This is a genomic window from Bacillus sp. SYZHCR11 (assembly GCF_057196865.1).
In genome coordinates, this window is record NZ_JBXUND010000002.1 from 873033 (window position 1) to 888541 (window position 15509).

16 protein-coding genes are annotated in these 15509 nt (G+C 41.4%); 2 read left to right on the top strand and 14 right to left on the bottom strand.

Going from position 1 to position 15509, the window contains the following annotated elements; translation table 11 throughout:
* Window positions 1–28: 28 nt before the first annotated feature.
* The 6 genes from AC2CGA_RS11125 to AC2CGA_RS11150 all read right to left on the bottom strand — a co-directional run bounded on the left by AC2CGA_RS11125 (window position 29) and on the right by AC2CGA_RS11150 (window position 6370).
* On the bottom strand, window positions 29–493 hold the full coding sequence (locus AC2CGA_RS11125) for a (2Fe-2S)-binding protein (protein WP_044052762.1): 465 nt from the start codon (window positions 491–493) through the stop codon (window positions 29–31).
* Window positions 486–1328: an FAD binding domain-containing protein gene (locus AC2CGA_RS11130; protein WP_213403685.1), complete on the bottom strand. Its 843-nt coding sequence runs from the start codon at window positions 1326–1328 to the stop codon at window positions 486–488. Before AC2CGA_RS11130 ends, AC2CGA_RS11125 begins: the two co-directional genes overlap by 8 nt.
* Complete coding sequence (locus AC2CGA_RS11135) at window positions 1315–3645, bottom strand: xanthine dehydrogenase family protein molybdopterin-binding subunit (protein ID WP_484480193.1); 2331 nt, start codon at window positions 3643–3645, stop codon at window positions 1315–1317. The genes AC2CGA_RS11130 and AC2CGA_RS11135 overlap by 14 nt, the downstream gene beginning before the upstream one ends.
* Window positions 3646–3650: 5 nt before the next feature.
* On the bottom strand, window positions 3651–4271 hold the full coding sequence (locus AC2CGA_RS11140) for an NTP transferase domain-containing protein (protein ID WP_484480194.1): 621 nt from the start codon (window positions 4269–4271) through the stop codon (window positions 3651–3653).
* On the bottom strand, window positions 4268–5284 hold the full coding sequence (locus AC2CGA_RS11145; RefSeq protein WP_117614740.1) for an XdhC family protein: 1017 nt from the start codon (window positions 5282–5284) through the stop codon (window positions 4268–4270). The genes AC2CGA_RS11140 and AC2CGA_RS11145 overlap by 4 nt, the downstream gene beginning before the upstream one ends.
* A 69-nt stretch (window positions 5285–5353) precedes the next feature.
* Window positions 5354–6370 (bottom strand): FUSC family protein, encoded by a 1017-nt coding sequence (locus tag AC2CGA_RS11150; protein WP_349686190.1) that lies wholly within the window; start codon window positions 6368–6370, stop codon window positions 5354–5356.
* A 316-nt stretch (window positions 6371–6686) separates the two neighbouring features.
* On the opposite strand from AC2CGA_RS11150, the gene AC2CGA_RS11155 reads away from it, so the two are divergent.
* Entirely contained in the window at window positions 6687–7241 is a 555-nt protein-coding gene (locus AC2CGA_RS11155; protein WP_264101689.1) for a Pathogenicity island protein, read from the top strand.
* 58 nt (window positions 7242–7299) lie between these two features.
* A complete protein-coding gene (locus tag AC2CGA_RS11160; RefSeq protein ID WP_004393168.1) occupies window positions 7300–7461 on the top strand; it encodes a hypothetical protein in 162 nt (53 codons plus the stop codon).
* Between the two features lie 169 nt (window positions 7462–7630).
* Here AC2CGA_RS11160 and AC2CGA_RS11165 read toward each other — a convergent pair whose 3' ends face one another.
* The 8 genes from AC2CGA_RS11165 to AC2CGA_RS11200 form a co-directional block, all read right to left on the bottom strand.
* The gene (locus AC2CGA_RS11165) at window positions 7631–8497 is read right to left on the bottom strand and encodes an SIR2 family protein (protein WP_061861697.1); all 867 of its coding nucleotides are present in this window, start codon (window positions 8495–8497) and stop codon (window positions 7631–7633) included.
* Window positions 8494–9486 carry a ParA family protein gene (locus AC2CGA_RS11170; protein WP_020958089.1) on the bottom strand — a complete coding sequence of 331 codons (993 nt, stop codon included), beginning with the start codon at window positions 9484–9486 and terminating at the stop codon, window positions 8494–8496. Before AC2CGA_RS11170 ends, AC2CGA_RS11165 begins: the two co-directional genes overlap by 4 nt.
* 624 nt (window positions 9487–10110) lie before the next feature.
* Window positions 10111–12054 carry a hypothetical protein gene (locus AC2CGA_RS11175; RefSeq protein ID WP_088037194.1) on the bottom strand — a complete coding sequence of 648 codons (1944 nt, stop codon included), beginning with the start codon at window positions 12052–12054 and terminating at the stop codon, window positions 10111–10113.
* 149 nt (window positions 12055–12203) lie between these two features.
* A complete protein-coding gene (gene rlmH, locus AC2CGA_RS11180; RefSeq protein WP_007407874.1) occupies window positions 12204–12683 on the bottom strand; it encodes a 23S rRNA (pseudouridine(1915)-N(3))-methyltransferase RlmH in 480 nt (159 codons plus the stop codon).
* A gap of 80 nt (window positions 12684–12763) precedes the next feature.
* Window positions 12764–12934, bottom strand: coding sequence for a CxxH/CxxC protein (locus AC2CGA_RS11185; protein ID WP_004393147.1), 171 nt, complete (start codon window positions 12932–12934; stop codon window positions 12764–12766).
* 153 nt (window positions 12935–13087) lie between these two features.
* Window positions 13088–13258 (bottom strand): hypothetical protein, encoded by a 171-nt coding sequence (locus tag AC2CGA_RS11190; RefSeq protein WP_004393146.1) that lies wholly within the window; start codon window positions 13256–13258, stop codon window positions 13088–13090.
* Window positions 13259–13562: 304 nt separating this feature from the next.
* On the bottom strand, window positions 13563–14726 hold the full coding sequence (locus tag AC2CGA_RS11195; protein WP_264254720.1) for a hypothetical protein: 1164 nt from the start codon (window positions 14724–14726) through the stop codon (window positions 13563–13565).
* A 10-nt stretch (window positions 14727–14736) separates the two neighbouring features.
* Complete coding sequence (locus tag AC2CGA_RS11200; RefSeq protein ID WP_015387448.1) at window positions 14737–15486, bottom strand: YiiX/YebB-like N1pC/P60 family cysteine hydrolase; 750 nt, start codon at window positions 15484–15486, stop codon at window positions 14737–14739.
* Window positions 15487–15509: the final 23 nt, after the last annotated feature.

Consider the following 15509-nt stretch of genomic DNA (forward strand, 5'->3'; position numbering starts at 1 on the left):
CTCTGGGCTCTTTTTTTACGGTTGCGAACTAAGAAGTCCCTTTCCCTGTATGTAAAACGGATTTAACCGCTTCTTCAATCTCCCTGTAACCCGTACATCTGCAAATATTGGACTCCAGCCAATTTTTTATCGTGTCATCACTTGCATTCGGCTCAGTATTCACTAAAGCATGACAATTCATGAGAAAACCCGGTGTGCAATAACCGCATTGAAACGCGAATTTTTCAATAAAAGCCTTTTGAATCGGCGTATTGATCAGTCCTTCAATTGTCGTAATGTCCTTTCCTTCCCCTTCTGCCGCAAGCATTAAGCAAGATTTCATCGGCACCCCGTCCGTTAATACCGTACAGGCGCCGCAATCCCCATTTAAGCAGCCCGGTTTTGCACCAGTTAATCCGAGACGAAGACGAAGAGCAAATAACAAAGTATCAGCCGGTCTGACCGTCATCTGTCTTTCCTCGCCATTTACTTTCAACGTAATAAGATCAGACATTTGGACCTCCTTCTAATTCCCGTAAGGCATCTAAAATTGTATGTTGCAAGACAAATATTCGGTATTCACTTGAGCCTTCCGCATCATCAAGAACGGGTTTGGGTACATACTGTAAAGACCTGCGCGCTCTATCTTCTAATGAATAGCTTTTATCGTTAAGCACAGCCTCCATTTCAGCAGAACGAAACGGAAATGGACATACGCCGCTGAAGGCCATTCTGATCTCATCATCTTTTTTCAGCGCACAGACTGTCACCAATGGATATCCGACATTCCACTGCTGTCTTCTTTTGATACTGACAAACGGCAAGTCAACATACGCTCGATCGACAACGATATGAAATAAAAAATCACCTTTTTGCAATTGTATTTCCTTGTTAAATACTTTATTTATGGGGCGGTAATGAATCCCCGCTCTCCCTGCAATCCCTAGCAAACTATCAGAAATCAACAACGGCAGCACGGCCTCACGGTAGTAGATGCCCCCGCAAATGTTTCCGCCCAGGCTGATCTTATTTCGAGTCGTCCGATCGGCTATTTCACTTACCGTTTTACTTAATAGCGGAAATGGATTTTCTTCCTCCAGTTTCGTTAATGACACGCCCGCTCCGATCACCAGTTCATGTTCATAAAAGCGGATGGTTTGAAATCCCGGAAGCGCGTTCATGTCTATCACCGCATCCGTATAGATGATATTCAGCCTTCCTAACGTGATAATTTCCGTGCCGCCGGAATAATACATCGGTGTTTTCTTTTCGGCCGCAAGCGAGTGAAATAGATTGATTGTTTCTTGAATGGTCTTCGGTTTAAAATAATCAAAATCAAACGGTATCATCTTTCCACCCCTCTTGCGTTCTCCATAATTGTTCGGGAATGAGAGGAAGTTGATTCAATTGGACACCTAAAGCGGCGGAAAGGCAATTTCCCAATGCGGCCGGCATCCCCAGCAGTCCGTGTTCCCCGCCGCCGCGCGCTCCATAAGGCGCAATCTCATGCGGGGTTTCAACAAATTCAATGATATATTCAGGCTGCTCTCCATAGTGAAGGGGGCGGTATGTTCTAAGCTGAGGATTTAATACTCTGCCATATGAATCAAAGACAAAGGTTTCTCTTCCTCCGAATGCGATTCCCATACTCATTCCGCCCATCACTTGACCCCTTGCAGCTTTTTCATTCAGTACAGTTCCTATATCCACAACAGAATAGGCTTTTGTAATCCGATACGTATAATCCCGCTTATCCAACTCAACTTCAATTCCCTGAGCACCGACAGCCCACTCGGGTCCCGGCTTTCCTCTTCCCGTTTCCCGGTCTAAATTCGTCATCCGGGTTAATGTGTAATTGCCGCTCGCAATGATTTGGCCGCCAATGGTATTTCCATTCGGAAACGTATATCCGTAAGCAATGTCTTTTATGTCAACATGTACAGAAGGATGATCTATAAAATAAACCTTTCCGTCGGCCACTTCCAATTCCTCGACAGGAACCCGCAACACACATGATGCCGCGTCCTTCAGCTTTCGAATGGCTTCTTCCGCTGCATTCAGTACGGCATTTCCGGCCATTAACGTCCCTCTGCTCCCCACGGTTTTCCAATGCTCGGGTGTTGTTTGTGTATCTACAAGCATTTTTACATGAATTTTGCTTATATCCATTTTCATTCGTTCCGCCAGGATTTGGGCTAGCACTGTTTTTGTCCCTGTTCCAATTTCCACTACCCCTGACATCAAATTAATGCTTCCATCGGGATTAAAGGTTAAAATAACCCCGGACGTTGCATTTGTATCAAATGTTGAGGTTTTCCAAATACAGCTGATTCCCTTCGCCCGTATCTTCCGGCCGTCGATTTCAATTCGCTGTCCCTCGTCCCAATTCATTAATTCCTTCAATCTTTCAATACATTTCGGTACATTTCCGACCGTGCTTGAATTGAGAAGAACTTGAGTCGGTGTGGTGTCACCGGGGCGAATGGCATTTTTATAGCGGAGTTCTAACGGGTCCATGTTCAGCTTTTCCGCCAATACATCCATCGTCCGCTCAAAAGCAAATAACACTTCAGCATGGCTGTAGCCTCTGAATGCACTTGGATATGGATGATTCGTATACATACAATATGAATCACACGATATATGGTCGATAGCGTACGGACCCGTACAATCAACCACCGCAGCCCGGCTGATGTCCACTCCTTTATCAGAGTATGCTCCGCCATCAAATAAAAGCTGAATGTCCGCCGCCTTTAAAATTCCATCCTTTGTGGCCCCTAATTTGACAATGGCATCCAATCCTACATGAACGGGAGATGTGATCATATCCTCTTCTCTCGTATTAAACAATTTGACGGGCCGGCCTCCAACCGCTTTTGATGCCAAATAGGCAATCACCTCTAACTGAACGGCTGCTTTTCCCCCGTACGCCCCGCCTACTAAAGGCGTTTTGACGATAACCTTTCCGGGTTCAATTCCAAAATACCACTGCATTAATTTTTTAATGGCAAAAGGAGCTTGAGAGGATGTGGTAATGATAATCTCCTCATCCGCCCGAATTTCAGCGATCGAGCATCTTGTCTCCATCGCAGCGTGATCAGAAGGGTTAAAGGAAATCTGGAAGTCTGCTGTCACATCACTTTCCCTAAATCCGTCTTCAATATTTCCTTTTCTAACCTTATCCACGTTTGCGATATTTGTCTTCGGAACCGGGAATACACCTTTTGTCTTCTCATAGCGGTCCGCATGTTCATGGACGAGCGGCGCATCCTTTTGAAAGGCCTCACGGGGGGAATTGACGACGGGAAGAGGTTTATAGGATACTTTGATGGCATCCGCGGCCTTTTTAGCTGTAATCGGATTTTCCGCAACAACAACAGCAACCGGCTCACCATGGTATCTGACCCTTTTGTAAGCAATCGGCGATCTGTCTTTAATTTCCTCACCTGCAAGCGGAAAAGGTTCATCCCCCAATATCGCTCTCACGCCGGGAATCTTCCAAGCTTCTGAAAAGTCCATCGACACAATATCGGCATGAGCATATGGACTGGTCAGCATTTTTGCGTGCAACGTCCCTGTTTCTTGAAAATCATCCGTATATTTCGCTTTACCCGTCACTTTTTCAAGGGCCTCTTTCCGAATGACACTCTTCCCGATATACTCCAACTCATTCACTCCCCGAATTTATTCAGCAGCAGCCTATAATCTTCAACTGTATCGACGTCATAAAAAAGCAAAGGGTCTTGAAAGCTGATCATTTTTCCCGCCTTGATCATACTTTCACGGATGACATGCCGGGCGCCCCGATCCCCCTTTAACTGATGCAATACCGGAAAACATTGATTGGAGAATAAAATGGGGGGCATAGGAAGATGCTGATTTTCAGCGGCGATAAATGAATAACGGCGCTCTTTTTGATAGGAATCAATTAACGTATTGATGATATCTGCGGTGACAAACGGCTGATCTGCAAGGAGAATGATAACGGCGTCAGCCTCGTACGCTGCCGCTTTTTTTACACCGCATTGTATAGAATGGCCTTGGCCCTTACCCGCCTGCTCACATTCTGCCTGGCTCCACTTATTTGACATGGGATCTAAAAAGAAAAAATCCGAAAGCCAATGCAGTGAATCTCCCTTTCCCGTAATAACGAAAATATGATCTAATTCAGATAACAAGGCATGTTTAAGAGCCATACTTCCAAGGGAAACGCCATTGAGAAATAAACTTCGCTTATCCGTTCCCATGCGTCTGCTTGTACCGGCTGCCAGGTATATGGCTGCTGTTTTCATAAGCGGGACCTTTGTTTTCGCATTTTTTGAATCAGCTCGCCGACAATACTTACAGCAATCTCTTCAGGGCCTTGTGCCCCGATGGGAAGGCCGATAGGGGAATGAATATCTGCCGGAATCTCTGCCCCGCCTAACAGCCGCTCCGTGCGCCTTCTGGGGCCTAAAACGCCTTTATAAAACACATTCTCGTTTTTTATTGTATGTAAAATGATCTGATCTTTTTGAAAGCTGTGCGTCATAATGACAACAAAATCCCTTTTTGTCATGCTCAGTCCTTCCATGACTTCTTCCGGTGCTCCCGTAATCAAATGGCCGGCTTCAGGAAAATGCCCGTGATGACATAAAGCGGGACGCCAGTCAATCACCGTCACATGAAAACCCGTACCAGCTGCCAAAGAAACTAACGGCTTCGCATCTTCCCCTGCTCCGAAGACGTATAAACAAGGTTTTGGCACCATCTGATGGATAAAAAATAAATCAGATGTATGTTCATCCCTTTTGATTCCCTTTTCTATCTGTCTCAGTTTTTGAATACGGCCTTGTTCCATCACATCCCCGGTTCCAAACACGCTGCCGTCTTCAGCGATATACAGATCTTCCTTCGGCTCTAACGTTTCAGTGAATCGTTTCAGTCGGGTCACAGACTTTTTTTCATCTAAGCATGTCTTGACTGTCATCAGATTTCGTTCCAATTCCCCTTTTACAGGCTCAAGCAACACCGTCAAAACACCATTACAGCCAACACCCTGTCCCCAAGATAAATCGTCTTCCGCGCTCATATCAAAGCGGACAATCAACGGCTCTCCTGCAGTCCAGACCTGTTCCGACCGTTCAACGAGATCTTCTTCCAGACAACCGGCGGATAACATTCCGACTCTTGTTTTATCCCCTAAAATCAGCATGGAGGCCCCTTCTTTCTTATAAGCGGACCCCTCTGTTTTAATGATGGTAGCCAGTACCTTAGCTTTCTTAGAATTGGCGATGACATCCAAAATCCGGTGTATATCATCCATCTCATGTCCCCCGCTTTTACCTGATCATATCTGCATCTGTATATCCGTATTCTTTTTTTCCGGAAAACATTACAAACGCTTCAGCAATTTCTTCGTTTCTAAAAAAAAAGAGTCTTTATAGACCTTATGACTGGGCGGCGGGTGCGACAGCATGTCGGAGCGGAGAGATTCCAATAACACGTCCTGTTCCTTCTGTTTCCGATTGTCTGTTTCACCTTGCTGTATGCCTTTAAAACCCGCAAAGTATTCACTTAACACTTGTAAATCATTCCCCAGCTCCCTTTTGTCACTTGAAGATAAAGCTCCTTCTTTTTCCCATTCTTTTAACGTTTTCACTATATTTGATAGATACTCAAATCCGGCGTTCAACTTTTGCATCTCTATTTGATAGCTTGAAATGATGATTTTATGTTTTTTTCTGACGGGGTTGAATTTTAAGCTGTCAGAGGCTGTTTGCAGCATCTCTTTTGTCATATGCAGCTCCTGCAGAAGATGGTTCATTTTATATTCCATAAGGTTCCCTTTTCCTTGTCCCCACTCTGATTGAACCCATTTGGAAAGGTCTGAAAGTGTGCCGGAAAGCTGACGAGCCAATGTTTGAAAAGAGTCCGCTGCCTTTTTTGTGTAATCCGGCGGAAACAGGAACATGTGAACCAGAATCGCGATGATGACGCCGATCACCGTATCGATGATTCGGTCGAATGCATAATCTTTAGAGTTTCGTTCAAACGTAAAGACCAATAAAATGGTGAGCGCTACCTGATGCAGAACCGTTACATGTATTCGCAACCACTTCGCTATGTAAGTACCGCCTAACAGGAACAGCCCCAGCATCCAGCCATTCATTGGCAAGTGACTGACAAGAAAGGACGTTAGCATGATCCCAATCGCAGTTCCCGCAATACGATGAAAAGAAAAACGAATCGACTGATCTATCGTTGGCTGCAAACATAAGATAACAGACAGAGGCGCTAAATAGGGGTGATCAGAGCCCGCCAGTTTTGCCGCTTCCCAAGAAACCGCAGAGGCAATCGCCATCTTCCAAACCAAAGATGTTTTGTTTTGAATTTTTTCACTTTTCATCATACGCCCCCTCCTTTCAGAAACCTTTTCCACTAGGTTTCCGTGACGGAAAGGGATTTATACTGACGTGTGGAAAATGCGGAAGAAGCTGTTGTTCGCAATAAAGGTGCTTCTCTGAGCTCTTCTTTACGGTTTCTATCCTCCTTGATAACTTCGCATCAGATATGAACCCTGCTCTCCTATGACTTTCGAAGGGAAACATACAAACCTTGTTGGTTAATGTGATGAAATTGGGTGAATTTTTTATCATTTTATATGGTAAGGGTTTAACAAGCAGAATGCCTTTGTTAGTATGGCAACCAAAGGAGGAGGATCAATGATGCAAAACAGAATGAAGCTAACCGCAGTGAAACTGGCAGCCTTGGTATTCCTAGTAGGTGCCTTTGCCCTCCCGGTTTTACCCCATGCTGCGGCTGCCGCAGAATCCCAAGCTACATACAAAGTTGAAAACCTCAACGACAGTGAGCTGAAGATGACGTTCAATCATGCAGATGTTCATATTGACGCTAAAGGCAAGGCAACCCTAAAAGACAACATAACGGGCGAGGAGCAGGCTCTTCCGAAAAGCTCCACTGACAAAAATGGTGAACCTGTTACACTGAAATACGAAAAAATCAAAAATGGCGTTTTAGTCAAAGTCGTAAACAAAGACGCTGGAAAAACGAGCGGTTCAATCAGCACCCAATCAGTCGGGAAATGTATTTTAGGTACTGGCGGCGGTGCGGTAACTGGAGGCGGCACACTGGGTCTCGCAGGAGCTGCTGTAGGAACAGTCACAATACCCGGCATCGGAACAGTAGGAGCGGGTGCCGTCGGAGCAATTACGGGCGCTGTTGGCGGTGCAATGACAGGAGCTGCCGCATCTTGCTTTTAACCATGAAGAAAAAGGGGCCCGCGCCCCTTTCTTTTATTAACTATGGAAGGTGGTCGACATGTACAAAATCATCATTCCTTCAATACTAGCCATCTTCATTCTCTGGATACTCTTACAGATTTCACTGGAGATAAGCATCGTTAAGAATCCATTGAATTACTTTATTGTATTCATTGTCTTCTTTCTCTTTATAAAGATGGTGAAAGAGAAGCAACAGTAGATTACTTTCAATAGCTGTGGGAAACCAGATTTGTAGTGGAATCTGGTTTTTGTTTCACCTCATTGACTGCTAACTAGCAATAGTTTTGCATAAAATTCAATCTATCGAACTATTCCACAAAATGCCAGGTGTAATACTAGAGTTAATTTCTCAATATACAGAATGTTACTCACCAAATTCTTGCACTAGCAACTTTATCTCGCTCCTCTTCAACCAAAACAACTAATGATTCTAATGATCGACAGAGTTCTATATGATTGTTCGTTGAATCATAACTTATAATTTCCAAGTTAGCATTCTCTCTTGTAGACCGAACTAAATCTTCAGTCACATTATCTGAGGCCGTTACCATATAATGTGGGCGGCTATTTGGATATACATGAGCATAATTTTCTAAAATTAATCTAATATCAGGGTCATTTAGACCGCACCCTAAAAATATAAATGTGTGGGTTAAGGCTAAGGCATCTAACAACTTGTAAAAAGTGGAATTATTATACCTAGCTTCTGTATACTGCTTTCTGGTGAAAATCATTTGATTAGGGAAATCTATAGTGCCATGAATTTTTATGATTATCCGATCCTCGGATCTAAGCTTATCTGCTAAATCGTCATCATAATAGTTTTTCACACTAATAGTTCCATTTGATTCTTGGTTGGCAAATGTATCATATATTTTATCAACATTTGGAGTGGCTACTATTCTTGAATCTAATTTAAAAATCGCTTCATGAATTCTATGTTTTTCAAATCCAGGTCTCATGAAAGAATCTTTAGCTATTTCATTAAAACCATGGGAACTTAATTTGTAATAAATTATTTCACAAGCAGTTAAATAATCTTTTTCAGCTATAAAAGTATTAATATGTTCAGTATTTTCAGAGATATTATCTGAAGCTATTCTCAAAAATTCTTCCCAAGTAGGTGGCCTTTTACCTTGTGCATTTATGGAATTTCTAGATATTCCTGAACCTAAAAATAAAACAGACTTTCTTCTCGCTATATCTTTCACGAGAGGAAGTGGCCAGCTAATCATCCAATTACCTCCAAACTCTCAATCAGTTTCCGAGAAATACCTTCCATAATATATTTAAATTCTTTTACTTTAGTAAAATGAGCACCTACTACTCCATCTTTTGCTTCTAATCTGTATACTGGTTTATGGGCAACTTGTGACATTGGTATTACACTATGGAAGTTAGGAATACTTCCCAAATCATAATCATTCTCTCCAACCTCTTTGTTCAAGACTTCAATTAATTCCCTTTTCATCGTAGCTGGAATTGGTTCAAGTATACGTTCAAATGCTTTGACTGGTCTCTTTACTCCATCCTTTGTTTTTGCAGTATATTGTTGAGTAACATACCCAGCAAACTTCAGGTTACTCTCTGTTTTTAATCCATCTAAAGCTTCTGGATCTTCATTGTTTATAACTCCATAATTAAACCTTGTTTTCCAAGCTTCTAAAGTTTGGCCAATGTTCTCAACCGCCAATAAACTAAAGATATCGGAAGACATAGGTGTTATAAAATAATCTGATGCTAATAATATAGATCTATTTAATGAGCCTAAAGATGGCCCCATATCAAAAAAAACATAGTCAAATTCTTTACATCTACTTAACAATTCACTGAAAACAAGCGTTGTCCTCAAACCCCTGGGTAAACCTGCAACAGCATCTCTCCAATCATTGGATAGTAAATCCTCCATCAATGCCAACCGTGGATCGCCAGCTAAGAAACTAATATCAAAATTATTTACTTTTATTAGATTTAACTCTTGTGAATAGCCCTGTCCTCTATGTAAGGGCTTTAACATGTCGTATATTGTGAATCCATCTTTTTTATAATAAACTTCTTCAAATTGCTTATCAGATAGTAAATTCACCGTAGAATTACACTGAGGATCCGCATCTATTAGCAGTACCTTTTTATCATACTCAGCAGCTATAAAACTTGCTAAATTGCATACTAATGTAGTTTTACCTACTCCGCCCTTGTTGTTAAACATTGCAATAGATTTCATAAATACCCTCCTGTGACAAATTTTTCTGAAATGGACCTGGTTATATATTATCATGAGTTTCATGTTTTTTTTGAAAAAATCAGTTTAAGAAAATAAAATACTTATGATAAGGCTCCCTTGACTAATCTAAGTATGGTTTTTATTAATTGATTTTTGTTTAAATAGGGTACTCAAGACTTTCGAAACCGTTACGGAACTGCAGTAAATGAACACTGCACGTTCTAAGAAAATCTCGTGGCTACAAGTTGGATTATCATAAAATAATTCCCGATTACTCAAACGAATCATGGCCTTGTTTCTCTGCATGGGTAAATCTTGAAAGCTTTTTCGGATAGGTGGAGTGAACGGTGGACGAACTCACACCACAATGGGGTCAGGAAACTTCATGAAGGTTTGACGATACATGAATCACCACAGCATGGACTGTTAATTCATGAGAATCGTATTCCAAATGCGGTCGAGAAGCCGTATCAATTCATTCATGGTCTCTACTTCTTCTTTTTCTTGTTGAGCCCTGAACATGCCTAGAAAGAATTATCAACTAATTTTGAAAAGAACCTAATTTAACTTGATGCTTACAATTTTTACTCCTGCCACAGGGGCCTGGTTCGTTTCTTCTTAATATTAATCACCCACAACCTTCGCTGTGCAAAGATCATCATTTATCTTTATCATAATCGTTATTAATAATCTGAGAGCATGCAAATAATTTACATAATGCTCATTTTCATTCTCATAGCTAGAAGATGTACCATGTAAATACTTGTTCCTTAAGTCATATCCATTGATAAAATTTTTCTTATTCAAGTAGTAATCTATATAATTGGATTCTTGCCTTGTTAATAATGTATTTTCGGAAACTAAAACTCTTTCATTTAATAACTTATCAACTTCTTGCTTTAGAGCATTAGTTAACTTACTAGTCACAACTACACCGTTTATATGGATATAATAATGTATAAGTGTTCGATTCCTATTGACCAACATTATTTCATTATCGTCGTTTACAGTCACATAATCATGTTCAATAAGCCAATCTAAAGACGATTTTTGATAATCCTCTATGTCATGTAAATACAGCTTATCAGTAGTCAACCTTTCAATAAGCGTATTGTATTGAATATCACCATAATTCGGGAAATAAGTAAGGTTACTTTGGTCAGAGAACATAATATTTCTCAATATTATAGCCTCATCATTATTTGGCGCTATATACACGTATCTGTCTTTTGTCATGCTTGGGCATTCAGAAAATGGCAAAGGCTTGCTTTCCATTTGTACAAGTTCTTCATCAATGTAACCATCCTCTAAATAAAACCTATACTTCTTGATTATGCTTTCAATAGTTGGAAATATAGATTTGCACTTTTCAAAATTCGGATTATCTATAGGTGGTAGCTTAATGGTGAAGTCCTCAATATAGAATTCCTCTTTTAGATAAACATTGAAGAACCATTCAATTATTGCTTCTAAATCTTTGTTTTTACTCTTTAGAAATGAATAATATACATGCATTTGTGCTAAGGATAACGATTCTCTTATTGAGAAAGCTGTACAGGTCTTGTATTCTTTTTCATGAGCAAAACCAAATCTTTCAAAAACACTTGCATATATTTCATTATATGGGAATTTAGAAACCATATCATTATTTACGAACTCGAATATGTATATAAAGTTGTTCAATAATGTAGGATTATCAAGGTTTGATTCTAACCATTCTTTATCAACTTCTGTTCCTACTTTGCTTAAAGTGAAATGTTGCTTTACTGTACCCTCTACATTTTCTTTGAACTCAACTATTATTTCCGTTCCCCGCCCACTACCATCTTTAAAGAGTTCTCTCTCAAGTCTTTCGCTTACTCTTTTTGCTTTCAGTTTAACTCTAGTATCTAAAGCAAACTCTTTTGTATTCTGTACATTACTAAGAAGCCTGGTATAATTTAAATTAGGCTTGTCTAAATCAATATAGGTGCTAATAATCTTTTCTTTATCTTCTGTAGTTAATGATTGTGGCAAATAAGATTCCTCTCGTTCGCTCCTATGCTTTAATAAATATTTATCCAAAAGTAAATTTGTACTTCCTTCTGGATTGATAAGCATGTATTCTCTTAATTCCACGTCATATTTCATCACAAGTTTATATTGCTTAAATATTTGCCATGCAAATACATCAAGTTTATCAAGAAACACCTTAAATCTGCTTTCTGTAATATCACCCAACTTCCTTTTTTCTATTATTTCCCAAAAGCATTCCTTATATTCGAAATCTACTTCTTCATATTCGGCTAATATGTCTGAATGATGATTGATATATTTACCCACTAACGATTTAGCTATACCGTCTTTTTCTTTAAGCCATTCCTCTTTATCTTCACCAAGATATAATAGAAATGTATCGTCCTTCACATACTTGATTATATTATATAATTCTATAGCTTCATTGATATTCTCTATTGTATGACCTATCGTCAACTCCTCATAAACTTCTTTAGCCTTATCTAGCATATATCCTTTTGCCAAATCTGGCCCTTTGTAGTACTCTACACCTCTATATCCTTCCTTTACCACATTCCCCTCTCCTTTCTTTAATATTAATATTCTTTGGCAAACTCCTACGTTGCCTTCTCTTTTGATTTTCAAAGTCGAATTGGAAGGATTTTTTTATGTCATTACTCTGTTACTATTAGCAAATAAATTCTTTACTCTAAAAACCTCACTCACTTATGATAAGGCTCCCCACGATTAATCCGAAACGCCCGATAAATCTGCTCCACTAAAATCAGCCGCATGAGCTGATGAGGAAACGTCATCTTCGAAAATGACAGTTTCTCGTCTGCCCGTTTCATGACGGCGTCGCTTAGGCCGAGTGAGCCGCCGATGACGAAGGTGATTTTGCTTTTTCCATATGTCGCCAGCTTATCTATTGTATCGGCCAGTTCTTCGGATGTTTTCATTTTTCCTTCGATGGCGAGGGCGATGACGTGGGTGTCCGGGCTGATTTTGGCCAGGATGCGTTCGCCTTCTTTGTCTTTAACGATTTTCATGTCTTGGTCGCTCAGGTTTTCCGGCGCTTTTTCGTCCGGGAGTTCAATGATGTCGATTTTTGCGTAGGCTGAGAGTCGTTTTTTGTATTCTTCAATGCCTTGCTTGAGGTATTTTTCTTTTAGTTTTCCGATGGTCACAATATTGATATTCACAGGTCATCCCCACTTTAGAAACAAGTTATTCATATATATTGTCCACAATTGTGGATATCTTTTCTGTATTTTGTGTAGGATCATTCGTTCCCTACTAGATATGTTGCAGTGTCCCCACATAATTCACAGGCTGTGGATAAACTGTTAGTATGTTCGATTTTTCTGATTTCGGGCGGAAGCTCATGATCATCTATGTACATGTCCAGCACGGTTTCGATATGTTCTTCACAAGAATAATAAGCGGTTTTCATCGTTACGTCCTCCGGTTTTCTTTTGCACGCGGCAATTGTTCTCTTTTCAATATAACCTATTTATACACATGTTAGTAGTGCTTCGGGCTGAGTTTTATCCACAATTCGGCAAATCACGCGCAAAAAGAGCCGGTGTTTTCAGCATCCGGCTCTTTACGTGTTTTCTCTTTTTTCTAAGCGAAGGACGAACAGAATTCCTAATAGACACGCCAGCAGCGTACAGCATACATCAATCCAGTCCGGCTTTCCGCCGTTTAGAAAAGAGTTGGTTATCACGGAAACCAGGAGAATGGTTACGGTCACCGCGGCAAGCTTTTTCTTCATCGGCTCCCTCCTTCACCTGACTGTCTTCTGCTTTTACGGTTCAAATTCCTCTATTTCTTTTTCTTGCTATATAGCCTTATCATGAGGGTCACAACGATATATACAATCATAATCAATGCCCCGTTACTCACATCAGGGTATCCAATCAACATATTCATTATGACAAAAACAATGGTTATACAAATGACGGACAACAATAAGAAGATACTGAATGATTTCAAATGAACACCTTCTTTCCCGCAGTAACGTTTCATTATAAAAAGCTTACCAAAAGCGGCAAGCTCTTCCGAAATGTTCATACTCTTTAAAACCCACCCATCACCTGCACATCATACAGCTTGAGATGGCTTTTCGGTGTGACGATGTTTTTTAAGTTTGGGATGGTCAGGTCGTTCAGCTTTTTGCCCGTTTTCAGGTCGAAAGATTCGATTTTGGCGGGCTTTTTGTAGCTGTACGTAAACAGATACAGCTTTCCGTTTTGATGGGTCAGCTCCTTGAAGTCGGCTTTCATTCGTGATGCGGGGAGGGTGAAAGCCTTTTTGCTTTTTCCGGTCTCAGGGTTGATGCGGTAGACGGTTCCGAAGCCGTCAACGAAATAGAAGCTGCGATGCTCCATGAAAAAGCTTTTTTTGAAGCTGAACGGCATGGAGTCATAGATCGTCTGTTCGTCATTTTTATAAGCGGCGATGTCATACGTTTTGATGGCGCCGCTGTTTTTCATGACTTTCACCATTTGATAGATGTAATCGGCTTTTTCCCCTCTGGTAACAAAGCAGACGGCGCTGTCGTCCGCGGCGAGCTGGGATTCGACAGACGTGCCTTCTTTATACGTCCATGTCGCGATTGAGTTTGTATGGAGCTTTTCTTTATCGGCTTGAATGTCTTGGACATGATAGCCTTTTTCGTCATCTGTCGGCGTGAGCGCGAAAAGATGATCTTTAAAAAAGCCTGAAGCACGGATATAGTGCGGGATGACCTCTTGCTTCCACTTGCCGTCCATCTGGCGGTACAGCTCTGAGCGATAGCTGCCGCCGCTCTTGTCGTAGCCCGAATTATACAGCGTGTAAAAACCTTTCACCCGTTCGATATATCCCGCGCTGTCTCCCGTATGCTGATACGCTCTTTTATATGTGTGAAGACCATTTTGAACGGTGTAGATTCCTTTTTTGTCCTCCAGCAGGACGCTTTCGTCATGCACTTTGGCCGATCCGAGCTCAAGCCCTTTCATTTGATAAGAAGAGAGCCGCCCCTTTTTATCGGCGAAGAGGGCATAGCTTTTTCCGCCGCCGAATGTGTCTTGATCAGCCGCAGTGGAGAAATACAACAGCGCTTCTTTATCTTTCAGAAAATCAGGGTCATTTAATGTTTCCCTATCAACCTCCGCAGGCTCTTCCGTGCGGAAATAGAAGAAGCATAAGACCGCTGCGGCAAGGATGATCACTAAGGGTATCCAGATGATTTTTTTCACATTGTTCTCCTTAGTGAATGGTCAGAATCGTGGTCGTGTAAGACGAGCTTGTGATGTCGCGCGGATATACTCCTAAGCCGCCGTTAGAGTCGATATCAATCCCGGCTTTTAAAAGGAATGCCGACCACAGCAGTTTTGAGCAGTTTTTGGCGCCTTCATGGCCCGTATTTCTGTTATTGACGAAGTTGAAGGAGTATTCATCACCCACTCTTGATACAGCCCAGTCAGCGGCGGCTTGTTTTTGGGCATCAGTGACTTTCACGGTCTGGACGATTGAATTGTCTTCGACTTCTCTTCCGTTATAAGCAATCTGGCGGACGCCGTCTCCCGGCACGGATTCGACAATTTTATCAGCGGATGAATACATGCCGACATGCCCGTGGTTGTAATAAGCCGTGTATGAGTTCGTGTAATAAATATTGCCTTTTGTGCTTTTCGGAAGTTTTTTAGTGCCTGATGATCCGCCCATTGCAGAGAGTCCGTCTTTGGAAGCGATTACATTTCCTTGCACCTTATCTGCCGTGATTTCTTGATGAAACTGCTTGAGAATCGCTTCTGTTGAAACGTGCTTCTGTTTGGCAAGCTCTTTGGCGGATTGGAGAACGTCTTGAGGAGTCGTGCCCTGCTGAAGGTCTGCGATTTCTTTTGCGTAGCGTGGTATTTCTGTTTCTTTCGCTTTTACATTCAAACCGGAGAACGACAGAACCATGGTGAATGACAGGGCAAACGGGAGGACGGCTTTGAACAGCTTTTTACACATTGACTTCGCCTCTTTTCTCAAAG